The organism is Paracoccus acridae, assembly GCF_014642735.1.
Taxonomy (GTDB): Bacteria; Pseudomonadota; Alphaproteobacteria; order Rhodobacterales; family Rhodobacteraceae; genus Paracoccus; species Paracoccus acridae.
On record NZ_BMIV01000003.1, the window covers coordinates 239,051 to 258,268 of the forward strand.

Genomic DNA, 19,218 nt, shown 5'->3' on the forward strand with positions numbered 1-19,218 from the left:
CAGGGACGTCCCCTGAATACGGAGACTGGTGTAACCGTTTCTGACAAAGGGGGCTGTGCATGGCAGGCCGCATTCAAAACACGATCCGCAAGTTTCTGGACAATGGCACGGCCGGGGGGCTGCTGCTGATCGCGGCGGCGGTGCTGGCGCTTATCGTCGCCAATTCGCCCCTGGCCGATGCCTATTTCAGCGCGCTGCACGCCTATGTCGGGCCGCTGTCGGTCGCGCATTGGATCAACGATGCGCTGATGGCGCTGTTCTTCCTGATGGTGGGGCTGGAAATCAAGCGAGAGATGGTGGACGGCCACCTGTCGTCCTGGCCCCGGCGGATCCTGCCCGGGGTCGCGGCGGCGGCGGGGATGGCGGTCCCTGCGCTTGTCTATCTGTTCTTCACGGCGGGCACCGGGGCCACGCATGGCTGGGCGATCCCGTCGGCCACCGACATCGCCTTCGCGCTGGGGGCGATCTCGCTTCTGGGGTCGCGGGTTCCGACCTCGCTCAAGGTGTTCCTGGCGGCGCTTGCGATCATCGACGACCTGGGCGCGGTGGTGATCATCGGGCTGTTCTATACCACCGGCCTGTCGCCTGCCGATCTGGCGATCGCGGCGCTGATCGTGCTGGCCCTGGTGGGGCTGAACCAGTCCGGCGTGATGCGGCTGTGGCCCTATCTGCTGCTGGGGGCGATGCTGTGGTTCTTCGTCTGGCGGTCGGGCATTCATGCCACCATCGCGGGCGTGCTGCTGGCCCTGACGATCCCGCTGAAGCGCACCCCCGCCACGCCCGAGGCGCTGCCTTCGGAAAGCCCGCTGCACAGGATGGAACAGGCGCTGATGGTGCCCGTGTCCTTTGTCATCATCCCGATCTTCGGCTTTGCCAATGCGGGCGTCAGCTTTGCGGGCGTGGGCGCCGATGCGCTGCTGGCGCCCGTGACGATGGGCGTGGCCGCCGGCCTTGCGCTGGGCAAGGTGGTGGGCATCTTCGGCGCGGTGGCGATCCTGGTGCGTCTGGACTGGGCCAACCTGCCCGCCGGGGCAAGCTGGTTGCAGATGCTGGGCACGTCGCTGCTGTGCGGGATCGGCTTCACCATGAGCCTGTTCATCTCGCTTCTGGCCTTCTCGGAACCGTTGCTGCAGGACGAAGCCAAGATCGGCATCCTGGCAGGGTCGCTGATCTCGGGCATCCTGGGCTATACGGTGCTGCGCCTCGCCAAGCGGGAAGCGCCCCGCCGGATGCAGGCTGTCCGCTAAACAGGCCAGACCGTCAGGATCAGCGGCACCCCGGTCAGCACGACCAGGACCGACAAGGGCAGGCCAAGTCGGGGATAGTCGCTGAAACGGTATCCCCCCGGACCCATCACCAGCGTGTTGCACTGGTGCCCGATGGGCGTCAGGAAGTCGCAGCCCGCGCCGACCGCCACGGCCATCAGGAACGCTTCCGGGGCATATCCCAAGGTGCCCGCGAAGGTCACAGCGATGGGCGCCATCACCAGCACGGTCGCGGCATTGTTCAGGAAGGGCGTCACCGCCATGGCCGCCACCATGATCAGCGCGACCGCCCCCCAGACCGGCAGGCCGGTCGCCACGTCCGACAGCCAGGCACCGATCAGGTCGGTGCCGCCGGTCGTCTGCAAGGCGCTGCTGACGGGGATCAGCGCCCCCAGCATGATCAGCAGCGGCCATTCCACCGCATCATAGGCGCCTTCGGGGCTGATCGCGCCCGACAGGATCATCAGCACCGCCGCGCCGAAGAAGGCGATGGCGACGGGCAGGATCCCCGTGGCGGTCAGCCCCATCGCCGCCCCCAGGATCAGGATCGGCATCAGTTCCTTGCGCACGCTGCCGATGCGCAGGCTGCGTTCCGCCAGGGGCAGCAGGCCCAGGCTGCGGATGCGTTCGGGCAGCAGTTCGACCGGCCCCTGCAACAGCAGCACGTCGCCCGCCTGAAGACGGGTCTTGGACAGGCGTTCGGTCATGCGGTGGCCCGACCGCGACACGGCCAGCAGGCTGATCCCCTGTTCGTCGAACAGCCGGATGCTGCCCACGCTTTTGCCGACCAGGCTGGAGGTCACGGCCGTCACCGCCTCGATCACGCCGATCTTGCCGGCGGGCAGTTCCAGCCGGGACGCCGTGTCGTGCCGGGTCATGGCCAGCCCGCCCTGGGCCACCGCGCGTTCCAGCCCGTCGGGTTCGCCCCGCAACAGCAGGATGTCGCCTTCCTCGATCACGGTGTCGAACAGCACGACCTTGCGCCGTTCGCCGCCCCGGATCAGGCCGGTCACGGTGATTTCGCCATCCGCCATGCCGATCAGCGCCCCGATGGTGCGGCCCGCCGCCGGGGATTTTTCCGGCACCGCGGCTTCGGTGTTATAGTCGCTGATCTTCACCGCCTCGCCCAGGGATGCGGTCGCGCGGCGATCGGACGGCAGCAGCCGCCAGGCGAACATCAGAAAGGTGACCCCCACCGCCGACAGCCCCAGGCCCACGGGGGCAAAGTCGAACATGCGGAAGGGCTGGCCCGTCATTTCCTGCCTGACCCCCGACACGATGATGTTGGGCGAGGTGCCGACAAGGGTGATCAGCCCGCCCAGCAGCGATCCAAAGGACATGGGCATCAGGTAGAGCGACGGGGACTGCCCGGATTTCTTGGCCATCTTCAGCGCGGCAGGCATCATCATCGCAAGCGCCCCGATGTTCTTGACCAGCGACGACAGCAGCGTGACCGTGCCCACCAGCACCAGAAGCTGCACGCCCATCGTCGTCAGCTTGCGCACCAGCCAGCGCAGCACGGCCTCGATAAGGCCGGACCGCGACACGGCGGCGCTGACGACCAGGGCGCTGCCCACGATGATGACGATGTCGTCGGAAAAGCCCGTGAAGGCGTCGTCTGGCGACACGGTTCCCGCCAGAAGCGATGCCAGCAGCGCCAGCATCGCCACCACGTCATAGCGGAGCCTGCCCCATATGAACAACACCATCATCGCGCCCACGATGGCAAAGGCAAGCATCTGCTGTATTGTCATGATTGATCCCGTCCGGCGCGCCCTGGAAGGCGGCAGTTCCAGAACCGTCGCGCGGGGGAATTGGTTGCCACGAAAGGCGTGGCCTGCAGCAAGATTCTTCCTGCGGGATTTTCCGGCGGACAATGGCCAGCTTGCGGCCCATGCGGCCCGAGGTCAGCATCCTGGCCGCAGGCCTTGCGATGCGCCGCAATCGACCTGTCCAGGGCGGCACCACGCAGGGCCAGACCGACGTGAAAAGCTTCGACTGGATGGAGCCGATGGCCGATGTCTTCTGCACCTATCAGCACCGGAAGTTCAACGTGCCGGCCGAGGAACTGCTGGTGGGCGGCCTGCGGGCGCTTGACGAACGATTTCTTCGTCAACCTTCTGTCGATGGACACGGTCTGGAGGGCGCAAAACGACGACCGGATGGTCTTCGACGCCGACCGCTTCGACTCGCGCCGGCAGCTTGATCCGCAGTGATCGGGCTGGAAGGCCGGGGGTGACAGCCCGGCTTTCCGTCACGCCATCCGGTGCCGCCCGATGGGCAGCATCATCGGCCGTCCCGAGGTGGGGTCGGGAATGATCCGGCTGTCCAGCCCGAAGACCGCACGGACGTTTTCGGCAGTCAGCACGGCCTCCGGCGTGCCTTGCGCGTGCAGCCTGCCGCCCACCATGGCGACCAGATGATCGGCATAGCGGGCGGCCAGGTTCAGGTCGTGCAGCACCATCACCACCGTCGTGCCGCGCCGGTGGTTCAGGTCGGTCAGTAGGTCCAGCACCTCGACCTGGTGGCTGATGTCCAGGAAGGTCGTGGGTTCGTCCAGCAGCAGCAGGTCCGTCTGCTGCGCCAGCGCCATGGCGATCCAGACCCGCTGGCGCTGCCCGCCCGACAGTTCGTCCACCGCGCGTTCGGCCAGTTCGACGGTCCTGGTCGCCTCCAGCGCGGCGGCGACGGCGGCATCGTCGGCGGGCGACCAGCGGGACAGGATGCCGTGATGGGGGTGGCGTCCCCGGCTGACCAGGTCGGCCACGGTGATGCCTTCCGGCGCGGTGGGGGATTGCGGCAGAAGGCCCATGACCTGCGCGACCCGCCGGGGCGGCATCTTGTGGATCGCCTTGCCGTCCAGAAGCACCTGTCCAGCGCGCGGGGTCAACAGCCGCGACATGGACCGCAGCAGCGTGGATTTCCCGCAGGCATTGGCGCCGACGATGGCGGTGATCCGGCCCGGCAGCACGTCCAGATCCAGCCCGTGCAGGATCGTGCGGTCGCCGTAGCCTGCGACAAGGCCGTGGACGGAAAGGGAATGACGGCTCACAGCGATCCTCCGGCGCGGTTCACGCGCACGATCAGGTAAATCAGATAGGGCGCGCCCAAGGCGCCGGTGACAACCCCCACTGGAAAGCGCGTGGGCAGCAGGAACTGGCCCACATAATCGCCCGCCAGGACCAGAAGCGCCCCCACAAGCCCGGCCGGGATCAGCACCGATCCGTTCGGCCCCAGGATCCGCGCGGCGATGGGCCCGGCCAGAAAGGCCACAAAGGCCACTGGCCCGGTCACGGCGGTGGCCACCGCGATCAGGCCGACGGCGGCCACGATCACCAGCAGGCGCGTCCGGGCCACGTTTGTCCCCAATGCCGCGGCGGTGTCGTCGCCCAGGCGAAGCGATTCCAGGTCGCGGGCGCGGCTGACCAGCAGCCCGCCGAAGACCGCCAGCGACACCAGCAGGGGCAGGGCCAGGGACAGCTGCGCGCCGTTCACGCTGCCGGTCAGCCAGCGCATCGCCTCGATTAGATCCCAGGACGGTGCGCGGGACAGGGTATAGGCGATGAAGCTTTCCAGCATGGCCGAGACGCCGATCCCCACCAGGATCAGGCGCGTTCCCGACACACCGCCCCGATGCGACAGGCCATGGATCATGACGGCCACCCCCAGTGCGGCAAGGACGGCAAGAACCGACAGCATCGGCCCGTCGATGCCCAGAACGACGATCCCGAACACCGCCGCCGCACTGGCGCCGCGGCTGATGCCGATGATGTCGGGGCTGGCCAGCGGATTGCGCAGCATGATCTGGAAGGCCGCGCCCCCCAGCCCGAAGGACAGGCCCGCCAGCACCGACAAGGCGGCGCGCGGCAGGCGCAACTGTCCCACCGTGAAGGACGCGCCCGGCACGTCATGCCCCGCCAGCACCCGCAGCACGTCGCCGGGCGGCACGAAGGACTGGCCCTGCATCAGCGTCAGCGCGAAACCCGCCAGCAACAGGATCAGCGCGCCGCCGATGACCGCCATGCGGCGACGGGCGCGGCGCAGGCGGCCGGTTCGGATCAGAAGCGTGGCGGTCATAGGTCGCGCACCCGCGCGCGGCGCACGATCCAGATGAAGAAGGGCGCGCCGACAAAGGCGGTGACGATGCCCACGTCCAGTTCGGACGGGCGGGCGATCAGGCGGCCCGCGATGTCGGACACGATCAGCAGGCAGGCCCCGCCCAGGGCCGAGAAGGGCAGCAGCCAGCGGTGGTCCACTCCCACCAGCAGCCGCCCAAGATGTGGCACCATCAGGCCCACGAAGGCGATCGGCCCGCAGACAGCCGTGGTCGCCCCGCAAAGCAGGATCGCCCCCAGCGAAGCCAGGCCGCGCGCGACGGCCACCCGTTCGCCCAGGCCCGCCGCCAAGTCGTCCCCCAGGGCCAGCAGGTTCAGCTTGCGCGCCGATATCAGGCAAAGAGCGAAGCCCGCCGTCAGGAAAGGCAGCACATGGGCCATGCGCGCGAAGGTCGCGCCGCCCACTCCGCCGATCTGCCAAGCGTGCAGCCCGCCCGCGATGTCGCCCCGCGACAGCATCACCGCCGTGACCAGCGACACAAAGGCGACCGAGGTCGCCATACCCGCAAGCGCCAGCTTCAGGGGCGTCGGCCCGCCCCGGCCCAGCGATCCGATGGCATAGACGAAGACCGCCGTGGCCCCGGCCCCCAGCACCGCCACCCAGATATAGGCCTGGGCCGACGCGATGCCGAACCAGGCCACCCCGACCGCGACGGCCAGCGACGCGCCCAGGTTCACTCCCAGGATGCCGGGATCGGCCAGGGGATTGCGCGTCACGCCCTGCATGACCGTGCCTGCCACACCCAATGCGGCACCCGCCAGGGCCGCCAGGACGGTGCGCGGAATGCGTGCCGCCACCGCCGCCTGGCCGATGCTGTCCACCTGCCCCCGCAGGGCGGCGGCGATGTCCTCAAGCCCCACGGCCCGCGTGCCGATGGCCACCGACAGCGCGCAGAGCACCCCAAGGACAGCAAGCCACGCCACCAGCCACAGACCCCGGACGCCGCCGGGCTGCCGGGCCGGTCCGGAAATGGCGGGATCGGCCGTCACCGGGATTTCCGCGCGGCCTCGGCCAGCAGGGCGGTATAGTCTTCCAGGACATAGGGCAGCCCCAGCGGCGTCGGGTTTGCCGCATTGCCCATGGGGTCGTTCTTCAGCATGACGACGGCCTCGTGCGCGACGGCGGGCATATGCGCCATCAGCGGGTCGGCCCGCATCGCCGCCATCAGATCCGCCCCGCCATAGGTGACAAGAATGTCTACGTCCTCGAAGACGTCGATCCGTTCCGCGCTGACCGATCCGAAGAACTGCCCCGGCTGCGTCGCCTCGACGACGCTGGCGGGCATGGCAAGGCCCAGATCCTGGAAGAATTTCACCCGCGTGTCATGGGCGGAATAGAAGTTCACGACCGACAGGTTGGTGCTGTCCAGATGCGTCACGAACATCGCCGTCTTGCCGTCCAGTTCAGGATGGCGGGCGACCGCCTCGGCGATGGCGGCCTCCATCCGGGCGATCAGCGCCTCTCCCTCGGCCGCCATGCCCATGCCCGTGCTGTTCATGCGGATCATCTGCCGCCATTCGGTCGTCCAGGCCCCGTCGGGATAGGCCACGACCGGCGCGATCCGGGACAGCGTGTCATAGTCGGCCTGGGTGAGGCCCGAATAGGCCGCCAGGATCACGTCGGGCCGGGTCGCCGCGACCGCCTCGAAGTCGATGCCGTCGCCTTCGTCGAACAGGACGGGGGGTTCTGCGCCCAGTTCGCCCAGCCTTCCGGCCACCCAGGGCAGCAGGCCGTCGCCATCGTCATCGCCGTAATTCGCCGCAGCCATGCCCACCGGGACCACGCCAAGCGCCAGAGGGACCTCGTGGTTGCCGGACGCGACCGTCGCCACGCGCTGCGGCTTGGCAGAGATCACGGTCGTTCCGAAGGCATGGGGGATGCTGACGGGGAATTCCTGACCCAGAGCCATGCCTGCGCCGCATGTCCAGGCCAGAAGGACGGCGAACGAACGATGTTGGATCGGCATGGGATCTCCTTCGGCGGTGGATGCGGATTGCCTGCGACCGGCCTGTGCCGTCAAGCCGCAGCGGGCCACCATGCGGCGGTTTCCCATGCTTTCTGACAAAAACCGTAGGAATATACAAGACAAGGGCGGAAGGCTCCATTAAGAGGCGCCGCAACGTGATCCTGCGGTTGCCGCGGCCCGCCGCCGTGGGGCTGCCGCATGGGCGCCTTTCCTGCCAGCCACCGGGATGCCCGGACGCCAGCAGCAACAACAATGACAATGCGGAACCTTGACCATCATGGCACATGACCTTTCATCCGGCGCCTGCCGGACCCTGACGGCCCTTCTGCTGGGCTGCACGGCGCTGATCGCATCCCCGGCCCTGGCGCAGGACACCGGAACCGGCGAAGCCCCGTATCGCCTGTCGCCGATCCTGATCAATGCGGACGCCCAGGCCGATGACGACGCGAATTCCATCGTCGCCCAGGAGTTGTGGACCGGCGGCAAGGTCGCGACCAGCATCCTGGACACGCCCGCATCGGTGTCCGTCGTCACCGAAAAGGAAATCCGCGACCGCGACGCAGACACGCTGGAGGAGGTGCTGAGCTATTCCGCCGGCATCCATACCGATTACTATGGCACTGACGACCGCAACGACTATGTCCTGGTCCGCGGCTTCCAGGCCACCACCTATCGCGACGGCCTGACCCTGGGATCCATGCGCAGCGTGCGCGAGGAACCCTATGCCTTCGAGCGGACCGAGGTGATCCGGGGCGGCAACTCGACCCTGTTCGGGACGTCCGATCCGGGCGGGACGATCAACTTCGTGACCAAGCAGCCCCGCTTCGAACGGTTCGGCGAGGTTTACGGATCCCTCGGATCGCCCCGCAACGCCGAATACGGGTTCGACGCGGGCGATGTGCTGGACGCCGAAGGGACGCTCGCCTATCGCCTGACCGGCAAGGTCCAGGACGGCGAACGCGATTACGACCATTCCCGCAACGATTCGCGCTTTCTGATGGGCGGGTTGTCCTGGCAGCCGGGCGCCGCCACCACGCTGAGCGTGATCGCCGACTATCTCAAGCGCGAGAACACCCCGAACAGCGGCGGCTATCCGCTGGACCGCGAATACGACCGCAGCGATTTCTTCGGCGAGCCGGATTTCAACTATCAGAACGTCGAGCGCGCCAGCATCACCGGCCTTTTGGAACATGACTTCGAAAACGGCCTGAACCTGCGCGCGAACCTGCGCTACAGCGACCTGAAAAGCGACTTCGGCTATGTCTATCTGCTCGACAGCCTGCGGACCGGCAACTCGGTCGAGCGCGCCTATTTCGGCGGCGAAAACACTGCGGAGGAACTGATCGGCAACGTCATCCTGCAATATGACCGCAGCTTTGAGCGTTTCGACAGCAGCACCCTGGCCGGGCTGGAGTTTCGTAACGCCTCGACCAGCGGTTCGCCGTTCTACTTCGGGCCCATTTTTGATGACAACGGAAACCTCGTCGGTCGCGCGATTGACCCGATCGACATCGCTGACCCTGTCTATGCAGGCGCCCCTACCAACCTGACGCCCTATGAACTGCGCGACAACGAATACAGCACCCGATCACTGTTCGTGCAGCAGAACCTGTCCTTCGATGATCGCATCATCGCGACACTGGGCCTGCGCCACGACCGGCTGGACATCGAGGAAACGCTGAACGGCGTGCGGTCCGGCGACGATTTTGCGGAAACCTCGGTCCGGGGGGCGCTGACCTGGAAGATCAACAGTGAGATCTCGACCTATGTCAGCTATGTCGAATCCGTGGCGCCTCCGACCATCGGCGTGGAGCCGGAACGGGGCGAACAGGTCGAACTGGGCGCGAAATACCAGCCTGCCGGGACGAACGCGCTGATCTCGGCTTCGATCTATGATCTGCGCAAGAACAACGTCACCGTGGCCGTGGTCCAGCCCGGCGGGAACATCACCCGCGAACTGGTGGGCGAACAGCGCGTGCGCGGGTTCGACCTGGAAGGCAAGGCGGAACTGGCCGGCAATGTCGATGTGATCGCGTCCTATTCCTATATGGAATCCGAGGTGCTGCGGTCGGGTCCGATCCGGGGCGTGGACGTGGAAGGAAACGAGTTCAGCGACGTGCCGAACCACATGGCGTCGCTGTGGGTGAACTATACCCTGCCGGGCACCCAGACGCGCGGCGACATGACCTTCGGCCTGGGTGCGCGCTATGTCGGGTCGTATTACTTCGCGATCTCGAACGATACGGGCCGGGCCGATCCCTCGATCACGCTGGACGCGGCGTTCAATTACCAGGTGCAGGACAACACCAACCTGGCCGTCAATGTCAGCAACGTGCTGGACGAACAGCATGTCGTGGGGCGCGGCACGGCGGATTACTATAACCCCGGCCGGGAAGTCGCGGTGACCCTGCGCCACAGCTTCTAGGGCGTGTCAGCCTGCCAGCCGCATCCGCCGCCGCCAGGCGGCGGGTGTTTCCCCCGCCACCTGCCGGAAGGCGCGCGTCAGGTGCGCCTGATCGGAAAAGCCCAGCTGCGCCGCGACATCGGCCACGGTCAGGCTGCTTTCCGCCAGCAGGCGCTGCGCCTGGTCAATCCGCTGGCCCCGTTGCCATTGCAGCGGTGTCTGGCCCGTGGTCTGCTTGAAGACCGCCGCGAACCAGCTTTCCGACAGTCCCACTGTCGCCGCCATGTCGGCCACGGTCATGCGCCGGTCGGGCCGCGCCTTCAGGGCCGCCGCCAGCCTGCGCATCTGCGCGGGCGTCAGCCCGCCCGAGGCCGGGGCAGCGACGGCGGCGGGAATGTCCAGAAGCCCAGTCGCAATGCTGCCCACCAGGCTTTCCGCAAAGGCCCCATGGCGGCTGGGGCGGGTCACCTCGTCCACCAGCAGCCCCGCCAGCGTGGCCAGGGCGGGGGCGTCCTGCAGTTCGACCGGGCGGCGCAGGATGGACAGGGCATCCGATGCACCCAGCGACGGTGACAGGAAGCGCAGCAGGCGGTCGCGATGGACATGCAAGTCCAGATGCGCGAATCGATGGCTGCCCGTGAAGCCGGACCACAGCGGCTGGCCCGCCGGGACATAGATCGCGCGCAGCATCGGCCGACCCTGGGCCGGGGCCGTGCCCTCGCGGTCCGAGATCATGATATGGGACGACACGTCGTCCAGGAACAGCACGATGCGCGGATCCGGCGACAGGTAATAGCCCTTGGCGCCCGCCTGCCCCTCGGCCTGCCAGAAGACGCCGACCATGCCGTCAAGCGCGCGCCAGCGGACCGGGACGGTCGCCCGGATGCCTTCGGTCCGGCAGGTCATCCTGTGCAGAAAGCTCATGCGGGCGGACGGTTTCCATATTGTTGACTGAATTGGTTCAGTATAGGAAAAGCCCATCCTTGGAAAGGTCTGCTTCATGTCGCAACTGCGCAGCCACCGCAATTTCGGGACCATCCCCCGCGCATCCGGCGCAGCCGCGGCCGCGCTGAAGGCCCGCGCCGCCGCCTGGGAGGTGCCGCTGGTGGAAACGCCCGAGGCGCTGAGCATGTTCGTCTGGGGTTGCGAATTGCGGCTGGTGCCGGGCGGGGACGACCTGCGCGTCGAACTCAGCGCGCCCGAAAAGCGGCTGATCGGTTCGCTTCAGGACAGCGCCACCGAACTGTTCGCCGAAGCCGGGCTGGAGGTTGCCTGGGACCGCGTGGATGCGGGCGCGCTGGCGCCCGGCCTGTCCCTGATGCGCGTTCGGTCGGTGACGCGGCGGACCCCCGGCTTCATCCGGGTGCGGATAGCCGGGCCGGATGCGGCGCGGTTCGGCATGGGCAGCCTGCATTTCCGCCTGCTGTTGCCGCCCAGGGGCCGGGCGGCGGTCTGGCCGCGCATCGGCGCCTCGGGCCGGACCGAATGGCCCGAAGGACCCGATGCGCTTCACCGGCCGGTCTATACGGTGGCGGCCCAGGCCGAGGACTGGGTTGATTTCGACATCTTCCGCCATGCGGGCAGTCCGACCTGCGACTGGGCGCTGTCCGGGCCCGAGGGGGCAGAAGTCGGCATCATCGGCCCCGGCGGCGGCTGGTGCCCCGAGGCGGAGCGCCTGCACCTGTTCGGGGACGAAACCGCGCTGCCTGCCATCGCGCGGATGCTGGATCTGGCGCGGGGCGAGGTGACGGCCCATGTCCGCGCCGGTTATCCCGACCTTGGCCCGCTGGCCGCCGACCCGCGCGTGACGCGCTGCGACGACCTGCTGGCGGCCCTGGCTTCGGCCGATCCGGGGCAGGGGGACTTTGTCTGGTTCGCGGCCGAGGCCGGGCAGGCCCGCCAGGCCCGCAAGCACCTTCTGGCCCGCGGCATGGCCCGCAAGGCCTTCACTACGGCGGCCTATTGGGGCTAGGCCGCCAATGCGGCATAGATGCCGCCCCTGGCGATCAGGTCGGCATGGCTGCCGATTTCGGCGATCCGGCCCGCCTGCATGACGACGATGCGGTCGGCGTTGCGGATCGTGCCCAGGCGATGCGCGATCACCAGGGTCGTGCGCCCCACCGCAAGCGCATCCAGCGCCGTCTGGATTTCCCGTTCCGTCTGGCTGTCAAGCGCGCTTGTCGCCTCGTCCAGGATCAGGATCGGCGGGTTCTTCAGGAAGGCGCGGGCGATGGCCACGCGCTGCTTCTGCCCGCCCGACAGCATCACCCCGCGTTCGCCGACGATCGTGTCCAACCCGTCGGGCAGGCCTTCGATCATCTGGGTCAGTTGCGCCTGCGCCGCCGCCTGGCGGATATCGTCATCGGTGGCGCCCAGCCGGCCATAGCCGATGTTCTCGCGCAGGGTGCCGCCGAACAGGAACACGTCCTGGCTGACCAGCCCGATCTGACGGCGCAGGCTGTTCAGCCGCATGTCGGCAAGCGCCAGCCCGTCCACGGTGATCCGGCCCTGCGTCGGTTCATAGAAGCGGGGCAGCAGCGCCAGCAGCGTGGTCTTGCCCGCGCCCGACGGCCCCACGAAGGCCACGGTTTCGCCTGCGCGGACGGTCAGGTCGATGCCGTCCAGGATGGTGCGGCCTTCCTCATAGGCGAAGCCCACGTTCTCGAAACGGATGTCGCCGCGCAGGGCCGGGGCCTCGATGGCGTCCGGGGCGTCGGCGATCTCGGGGTCGGTCGCCAGCAGTTCCTGATAACGGCGGAACCCGGCGATGCCGCGCGGATAGGTCTCGATCACGGCGGCGATCTTTTCCAGCGGGCGATAGAAGACGCCGACCAGCAAAAGGAAGCCGACGAAGCCGCCGGTGGTCAGTTCGCCCGACAGCACGAAGCCCGCGCCCACCACCATGACGACCACCTGCACCAGCCGCAGCCCCATGTATTGCAGGGCGTTCGACGCCGCCATCACGCGATAGGCGTCCAGCTTGGCCTGGCGGTACCGGGCGTTGTCGGCGGCGAACAGGTGGTTCTCATGCGCCTCGTTGCCGAAGGCCTGGACCACGCGGACGCCGCCCAAGGCTTCCTCCAGCCGGACGTTGAAGTCGCCCACGCGGGAATAGATGTCGCGCCAGGTCTGCGTCATGCGCCCGCCATAGACGATCACGATGGCCAGCATCGCCGGCACGATCAGCGCCACGATCACCGCAAGCTGCGGGTTGACCCAGAACATCAGGGCGAAGGCGCCCACGAAGGTCATGATCGCGATGAAGGCGTCCTCGGGGCCGTGATGGGCGACTTCGCCGATTTCTTCCAGGTCGCGGGTCACGCGGGCGACCAGCTTGCCGGTCCGCGCCCGGTCGTACCACCGCCATGACAGCCGCGTCAGGTGATCGAAGGCGCGGGCCCGCATTTCGGTCTCGATGTTGATGCCCAGCTTGTGGCCCCAATAGATCACCACGGTCAGCAGGCCCGCGTTGACCGCATAAAGCACCAGCAATCCGACGGCGGCGGCGACCGTCAGCGTCCAGTCGCCCTGCGGCAGCAGGTGGTCGATGAAGGCCGTCACGGCAAGCGGGAAGGCCAGTTCCAGCAGGCCCGACAGCACCGCGCAGCCGAAATCCAGCCAGAACAGCCCCATGAAGGGACGGTAATAGGAAAAGAACTGGCGCAGCATCGGTTGTTTCCTTCAGGCGGGAATGGCAACCGGGCTGCCATCCGGGCGTGTCAGCACCTGCATGGGCAGGCCATAGATATCTTGCAGCGCGTCAGGCCGCATCAGGTCGGCGGGGCCGCCCTGCAAGGCCAGGCACCCGGCCTTCAGCGCGACGACATGGTCGCAGAACCGGGCGGCCATGTTGACCTCGTGCAGGACGATCACGGCGCTGCGGTTCGCCTCATGGCACATGCGGCGGACAAGCGCCAGAACCTCGACCTGGTGGGCGATGTCCAGCGCGCTGATCGGCTCGTCCAGAAGCAGGGTTCCCGCTTCTTGCGCGACCATCATCGCCAGCCAGGCACGCTGGCGTTCGCCGCCCGACAGGGTATCGACCAGGCGGTCGGCAAAGGGGGTCACGCCGCATTCGGCCATGGCGCGGGCGACGGCGGCGTGGTCATCGGGACCGAACCGGCCAAGCGCGCCGTGCCAGGGATAGCGGCCAAGGGCCACAAGCTCGCGCACGGTCATGCCCTCGGCGGCAGGGGGGTGCTGGGGCAGGAAGGCCAGGCGGCGGGCGTAATCGCGCGCGCGCCAGTCGGCCAGGGCCCTGCCTTCGAAGGCGACACGGCCGCCGCTGGCCGTCATCTGCCGGGCCAGCACCTTCAGCAGCGTGGATTTGCCCGATCCGTTATGGCCGATCAGCGCGATCATCCGGCCCGGCGGCAGGTCCAGCGTCAACCCGTGCAGCAACCGGCGGTCGGGGACATCGACGCTCAGGTCGGTGATGGAAAAAAGGCTCATCGCTGCGGTCTCATCATCAGCCAGATCAGCCAGGGCGCGCCGATCAGGGACGCGAACAGCCCCAGCGGCAGTTCATAGGGAAAGCCCGCCATCCGCGCCCCGAAATCGGCGGCCAGCATCAGCCCCGCCCCGATCAGCGCGGCACCCGTGACGTGATCGCCGGGTCGGGCAAGGCCCAGGCGACGGGCCATGTGCGGGGCCATCAGGCCCACGAAGGACAAGGGGCCGACCAGCACGGTCGCCGCGCCGGTGGCCATCCCGGCCAATGCGATCAGCACCATCCGCGCCGGTCGCAGCGGCAGGCCAAGCCCGCCCGCGACGCCGGCGCCAAGCGGCAGCACCGCCAGCCAGCGTCGCGCGGCAAGCGCCCCGGTCCACAGCACCGCCGCCACCGCCGCCAGCGCCAGCGCGCCCGGCATGGTGACGGCCGAGGAGGACCCCGACAGCCAGGCAAGGATCTGGAAGGACCGCGCATCGCCCACGGCCATCGCCGCCGACAGCAGCGCCGAGGCCAGAGCCGACACCGCAATCCCCGCCAGCAGCACGCGTTCGGCGGGCATGTCGCGGCGGCTGACGAAGGCCGCAATCAGGATCAAGGCCAGCGCGCCCCCGGCCATCGTGCCCGCCGTCAGCGCGGCAGCCGTGGGCGCCGCCACCAGATAGACCACGCCCGCATAGCCCATGGCCGCGCCGCCCGAAACGCCCAGCACCTCGGGCGAGGCCAGCGGGTTCGCCGTCAGCCGTTGCAGGATCGCGCCCGCGATCGCCAGGGCCGCACCGGCGGATGCCGCCGCGATCAGGCGCGGCAGGCGCATGGGCAGAAAGGCCGCGAAGCTTTGGGCGTCCAGCACCGCCCATCCGCCCGGCACCCGGCCGATCCAGACCAGCACAAGGGCGGCAACGACCAGCGACACCGCCAGCCCGATCAGCAGCGGCGCGGGTCGTTCGCGGCGCGGCGCGGGGCCTTCGGCGCGTTCGGTTCCGGGCGGGGTCGATCCGCGCAGGCGCGGCAACAGCCAGATCAGCAGCGGCCCGCCGATCAGGCCGGTCAGCGCGCCGGTCGGAAACATCTCGCCCACCTGGCCTGCCACCAGCAGCACCAGCCCGTCGCAAACCGACAGGATCAGCGCGCCGACCAGCGGCGACAGGGCCAGCAGGCGCGGGATCGACACAGCGCCCATCGATCGTGCCAAGGCGGGCGCGGCCAGGCCCACGAAGGCGACCAGCCCCAGTTCGGCGGACACGGCGGCGGCCAGGATCACCGCCACGCCGACGGCCAGAAGGCGCACCGCGGCCACGTTCAGGCCCAGGCCCTGCGCGCCCTCGGTGCCCAGCGACAGCACGCGCAGGGGACGCGCCAGCAGGGCCGCCGCTGCGGCGCCGAAGGCCAGCACCGCCGCTAGCGCCCGCACCCCCGACCAGTCCTGCTGGACCAGCGAACCGCCGTTCCAGATCACCAGCGACAGCAGGTATTCGCCCTGCGCCAGCGTCATGGCCGTGGCCACCGCGCTGGCGGTCATGCCGACCAGCATCCCCGCGATCACCATCGTCACCGGCGCAAAGGCCCGCCGCGCGCCGATCAGCAGGACCAGCCCGGCCGCCAGTCCCGCACCCGCCAGGGCCACCGGCCAGCGTCCTTCCTGCAACAGGCCAGAGGCCATGATCGTGGCCGTCACTAGCGCCAGTTGCGCCCCGGCCGAGATCCCCAGCGTGGTCGGGTCGGCCACGGGGTTGCGCAGGACGACCTGCAGCATCGCGCCCGACAGGCCCAGGGCCGCGCCTGCCAGCAGGGCGACGATGCCGCGCGGCATCAGCCCGAAACCCAGCAGGATCTGCGGAATGTCCATCCGTGCCGGATCCAGCGGCCAGGCGGGCCATTGGGCCAAGGGCAGCAGATGCAGCGCCGCCCACAGCCACAGGGCCGATGCCAGCAGGGCAAGGGGCAGCAACCGCGCGGTCATGCGATGGCCTTTGGCCCTGTTTCGAAGGCCTGTGCCAGCAGCGTGGCAAAGCGCAACGCGGCAGGAACGGCGCCGAAGGCGTTGACATCAGACAGCAGATGGGTCCGCCCCTGGGCCACCGGGGGCAGGGCGCGCCACAGGATGCTGCGCGACAGGGCGCGGTCGGCCGCAGGGGGCAGGGTGCCGATATTGACCAGCCGGGCATCGGGCATGTCCGCCAGACGCTCCAGCGGAACGGGGGCAAGGAAGCTGAAGGCGGTGTCGCCGGCCCAGGCATTGCGCAGGCCCAGCCGGTCCAGGGTGCTGCCGAACAGGCTGTCGAAACCGAAGACCCGCATGTGACGCCCGTCACCGATATTGACCAGGGCCACCGGCCTGTCGCGGAAGGGCGCCAGCCGCGCGGCAAGGCTGTCCAGGGTGGCCTCGGTTTCTGCCCTGGCACGCGCGCTCGCGGCCGGATCGCCGATAGCGTCTGCCAAGGCCGTCAGCGCGGCAAGGGCCTTGGGCAGGGGCGGTTCGCCAGGCACGAAGAAGGGCAGGGACAGGACCGGGGCGACCTGGCGCAGCCGATCCTCGTAATGGGTGTAGAAGGGCGAGGACAGGATCAGGTCCGGCCGGACCAGCTGCAGCAGCTCGAAGTTCGGGGCGCCGCGCAGGCCCAGGTCGGTTACATCTGGGGGAATCGCGGGCGTGATCACATCGGCGCGGAAGCGGACCAGTTCGGCGGCGGCGACCGGCATGTGGCCGATGGCCGTTGCCGTTTCCAGCATCGCCCAGTCGATGGCTGCCAGACGTGGCGCGGATGGGGCCGCCCGCAAAGGCAAACCCGCCGCCAGGAATGCCCCGGCGGCGGACAGGATCGCACGACGCGAGGGCATGATGCCCCCGCCCGTCACCATGTGTACTTGACCGTCGCCGACAGGGTGCGGCCTTCGCCGAAGAAACAGCCGAAATTGGAACAGCTTGCGACATAGGCCTTGTCGGTCAGGTTCGAGACGTTCAGCGCAGCCTCGACATTGCCGCGGGTATAGCTGGCGCCCAGATCCACCAGGGTCTGGCTGTCCAGTTCCAGGGCATTGGCCTCGTCCCCGAAGCGTTCGCCCACATGGCGGATGCCGCCGCCCGCGCGGATGCCGTTGCCGAAATCGCGCATCACCCACAGGCTGGCAAGGTGCTTGGGGGCGTTGGGCAGGGCATTGCCCTCGTTGTCGCCTTCAAGCTGTTCGGTGTCGTTATAGGCATAGCTGGCTTGCACGTCCCAGCCCTCGGCAACCGTGGCGATGGCCGACAGTTCCAGCCCGCGTGACCTGGCCTCGCCGATCTGGCGAAGGCCGCTGCGGATTTCGCCGCCGATCTGCTCGGACACCGGGCGGGTCAGGTTGGTCTGGCGCAGGTCGTAGATGGCGGCGGTGAACAGCCCGTCAAAGGCGGCGGGGCTGTATTTCAGGCCGACCTCCCACTGCTTGCCTTCAGTCGGTTGCAGGGCCGCGCCCTCGATGTCGGTGCCCGGCAGCGGCTCGAACGAGGTCGAATAGCTGGCATAGGGCAGAAGCCCGTTGGCGAAGGCATAGCCAAGGCCCAGCCGCCCCGTCACCTGGCTGTCGTCAAAGCTCGAATCCGACCCATAGGACAGGCCGTCCTGTTCCGCCCGGTCATAGCGGATGCCTGCCGATCCGCGCCAGTTGCCTAGAGACACCTCGTCCTGGGCGTAAAGGCCGATCTGCTTGAAGGTGATGTCGCGCCCGCCTGCGAAACCGTCCAGCGTCACGGCATCGGGATTGTACACCGGGTTCGACGGATCCAGCGGCGCCGCCGTGCCGAAGATGGTGAAGTCTTCCGAATCGTATTTCTGCACGTCCAGCCCAAGCAGCACCTGATGGGTGGCCGCGCCCGTCACGATCTCGCCCGACAGGCGGGTGTCGGCGCTGATGGTCCGGCTGTCCTCGCTCTGGCGGATGGTGGTGCGGTCGAAGGTGCCGTCCGCGTTCAACGGACAGAAGAAGGCGCAGGAGGTCGCGTCGTAGTTCCAGTCAAAGTCCTCGTAGCGCACGCCCTGTGACAGGGTCCAGCCATTCGCCAGTTCGTGGCTGACCTCGACCCCCAGGGTGAACAGCCTGCGATCGCTGTCGTCGAAGTCCGGCTCGCTTGCGTTGAGGTCGCGCAGGTCGTCCAGATCGCCCGATTGCGCCAGCGCATAGGGCACGCCCACCGGCGTGATCGGCGAATCCTTGGTGAAGGACGACAGGAAGTCGATCGTCGTCGCCTCGTCCGGGGTCCAGCGGACCGCACCCGCCAGATAGCCGCGCTTGTTGTCCAGGTCATCGACCTGGGTGCGGATGTCGCGTCCCGTCCCGGTCAGGCGCCAGGACAGATCCGCATTGGGGGCACGGTTCACATCGAAGAACAGCTGCTTGCCTTTGTCGCTGTCCAGGCCCAGCCCGATCTCGCCGAAATCGGTGGACTGGGCGCGCTTCTGGACCTGGTTGATGATCCCCGCGGGCGAGCCGGACCCATAAAGCGACGACGAGGGCCCGCGCAGAACCTCGACCTGCTGCATCCCGTAGGTTTCGTAATCGACGGCGCCGAACAGGCGGCCCTGGCGCAAGCCGTTCACATACTGCGCGCGTTCGCCGGGAAAGCCCCGCAGGGTCGGGTTGTTGAACCGCGGGTCGTTGCCGAAGGGCTGGCCCAGCACGCCGGTGGAATAGTTCAGCGCCTCGCCCAGGTTCTCGGAATCTTGCTCGGTGATCTGCTCCTCGGTCACGACGCTGATGGATTGCTGCGCCTCGCTGATCGGCAGCGCGGATTTGGTGGCCTGCGCGCCGTTGGCGAAATAGCCTGCGACGTCATCCACGGTCAGCGTGATGTCGCCCAGCACGAAAACCGAATCGTCGGCAGGTGCGGCGGCATCCTGCGCCAGGGCGGGACAGGCCAGAGCAAGCGCGCTGACGCTTGCCAGGAAAAGGGATCGGGACAGACCGGACATGGGGAACCTGCTGGAAGCCGCTGAGCGATTGTTGGACGGGTCAGCATTCACCCGATCCTGCGCTTCGC

At 68.3% G+C, this 19,218-nt stretch carries 15 protein-coding genes; 4 read left to right on the plus strand and 11 right to left on the minus strand.

Annotated elements, in window-relative coordinates:
- The first annotated feature begins 59 nt into the window (after positions 1–59).
- Positions 60–1,247 (plus strand): Na+/H+ antiporter NhaA, encoded by a 1,188-nt coding sequence (gene nhaA / locus IEX25_RS06520; RefSeq protein ID WP_188714522.1) that lies wholly within the window; start codon positions 60–62, stop codon positions 1,245–1,247.
- Here nhaA and IEX25_RS06525 read toward each other — a convergent pair.
- Entirely contained in the window at positions 1,244–3,019 is a 1,776-nt protein-coding gene (locus IEX25_RS06525; RefSeq protein ID WP_188714523.1) for an SLC13 family permease, read from the minus strand. The genes nhaA and IEX25_RS06525 overlap by 4 nt on opposite strands.
- 140 nt (positions 3,020–3,159) lie before the next feature.
- Between IEX25_RS06525 and IEX25_RS06530 the strand changes: the two genes are divergently transcribed.
- A complete protein-coding gene (locus tag IEX25_RS06530; protein WP_188714524.1) occupies positions 3,160–3,471 on the plus strand; it encodes a hypothetical protein in 312 nt (103 codons plus the stop codon).
- A gap of 48 nt (positions 3,472–3,519) precedes the next feature.
- Here IEX25_RS06530 and IEX25_RS06535 read toward each other — a convergent pair whose 3' ends face one another.
- Genes IEX25_RS06535 through IEX25_RS06550 form a run of 4 tightly spaced genes read right to left on the minus strand, consistent with a single transcriptional unit; the run spans position 3,520 to position 7,347 of the window.
- Positions 3,520–4,317: an ABC transporter ATP-binding protein gene (locus IEX25_RS06535; protein ID WP_188714525.1), complete on the minus strand. Its 798-nt coding sequence runs from the start codon at positions 4,315–4,317 to the stop codon at positions 3,520–3,522.
- Positions 4,314–5,342, minus strand: a complete 1,029-nt coding sequence (locus tag IEX25_RS06540; RefSeq protein ID WP_188714526.1) for a FecCD family ABC transporter permease — start codon at positions 5,340–5,342, stop codon at positions 4,314–4,316. Before IEX25_RS06540 ends, IEX25_RS06535 begins: the two co-directional genes overlap by 4 nt.
- Positions 5,339–6,370 (minus strand): FecCD family ABC transporter permease, encoded by a 1,032-nt coding sequence (locus IEX25_RS06545; RefSeq protein WP_370463836.1) that lies wholly within the window; start codon positions 6,368–6,370, stop codon positions 5,339–5,341. Before IEX25_RS06545 ends, IEX25_RS06540 begins: the two co-directional genes overlap by 4 nt.
- Positions 6,367–7,347 carry an iron-siderophore ABC transporter substrate-binding protein gene (locus tag IEX25_RS06550; protein ID WP_188714527.1) on the minus strand — a complete coding sequence of 327 codons (981 nt, stop codon included), beginning with the start codon at positions 7,345–7,347 and terminating at the stop codon, positions 6,367–6,369. The genes IEX25_RS06545 and IEX25_RS06550 overlap by 4 nt, the downstream gene beginning before the upstream one ends.
- A 277-nt stretch (positions 7,348–7,624) precedes the next feature.
- On the opposite strand from IEX25_RS06550, the gene IEX25_RS06555 reads away from it, so the two are divergent.
- Positions 7,625–9,772, plus strand: coding sequence for a TonB-dependent siderophore receptor (locus tag IEX25_RS06555; RefSeq protein ID WP_188714528.1), 2,148 nt, complete (start codon positions 7,625–7,627; stop codon positions 9,770–9,772).
- Positions 9,773–9,778: 6 nt separating this feature from the next.
- Here IEX25_RS06555 and IEX25_RS06560 read toward each other — a convergent pair whose 3' ends face one another.
- Complete coding sequence (locus IEX25_RS06560) at positions 9,779–10,675, minus strand: helix-turn-helix domain-containing protein (protein ID WP_188714529.1); 897 nt, start codon at positions 10,673–10,675, stop codon at positions 9,779–9,781.
- Between the two features lie 76 nt (positions 10,676–10,751).
- On the opposite strand from IEX25_RS06560, the gene IEX25_RS06565 reads away from it, so the two are divergent.
- Positions 10,752–11,723: a siderophore-interacting protein gene (locus IEX25_RS06565; RefSeq protein WP_188714530.1), complete on the plus strand. Its 972-nt coding sequence runs from the start codon at positions 10,752–10,754 to the stop codon at positions 11,721–11,723.
- Here the strand turns inward: IEX25_RS06565 and IEX25_RS06570 are convergent.
- Genes IEX25_RS06570 through IEX25_RS06590 form a run of 5 tightly spaced genes read right to left on the minus strand, consistent with a single transcriptional unit; the run spans position 11,720 to position 19,150 of the window.
- Positions 11,720–13,420, minus strand: coding sequence for an ABC transporter ATP-binding protein (locus IEX25_RS06570; RefSeq protein ID WP_188714531.1), 1,701 nt, complete (start codon positions 13,418–13,420; stop codon positions 11,720–11,722). The two genes, IEX25_RS06565 and IEX25_RS06570, sit on opposite strands and share 4 nt — an antisense overlap.
- Positions 13,421–13,432: 12 nt before the next feature.
- On the minus strand, positions 13,433–14,203 hold the full coding sequence (locus IEX25_RS06575) for an ABC transporter ATP-binding protein (RefSeq protein WP_188714532.1): 771 nt from the start codon (positions 14,201–14,203) through the stop codon (positions 13,433–13,435).
- Positions 14,200–16,164: a Fe(3+)-hydroxamate ABC transporter permease FhuB gene (fhuB, locus tag IEX25_RS06580; protein WP_188714533.1), complete on the minus strand. Its 1,965-nt coding sequence runs from the start codon at positions 16,162–16,164 to the stop codon at positions 14,200–14,202. Before fhuB ends, IEX25_RS06575 begins: the two co-directional genes overlap by 4 nt.
- Positions 16,161–17,060, minus strand: a complete 900-nt coding sequence (locus IEX25_RS06585; protein ID WP_188714644.1) for an ABC transporter substrate-binding protein — start codon at positions 17,058–17,060, stop codon at positions 16,161–16,163. The genes fhuB and IEX25_RS06585 overlap by 4 nt, the downstream gene beginning before the upstream one ends.
- Complete coding sequence (locus IEX25_RS06590) at positions 17,057–19,150, minus strand: TonB-dependent receptor (protein ID WP_188714534.1); 2,094 nt, start codon at positions 19,148–19,150, stop codon at positions 17,057–17,059. Before IEX25_RS06590 ends, IEX25_RS06585 begins: the two co-directional genes overlap by 4 nt.
- Positions 19,151–19,218: the final 68 nt, after the last annotated feature.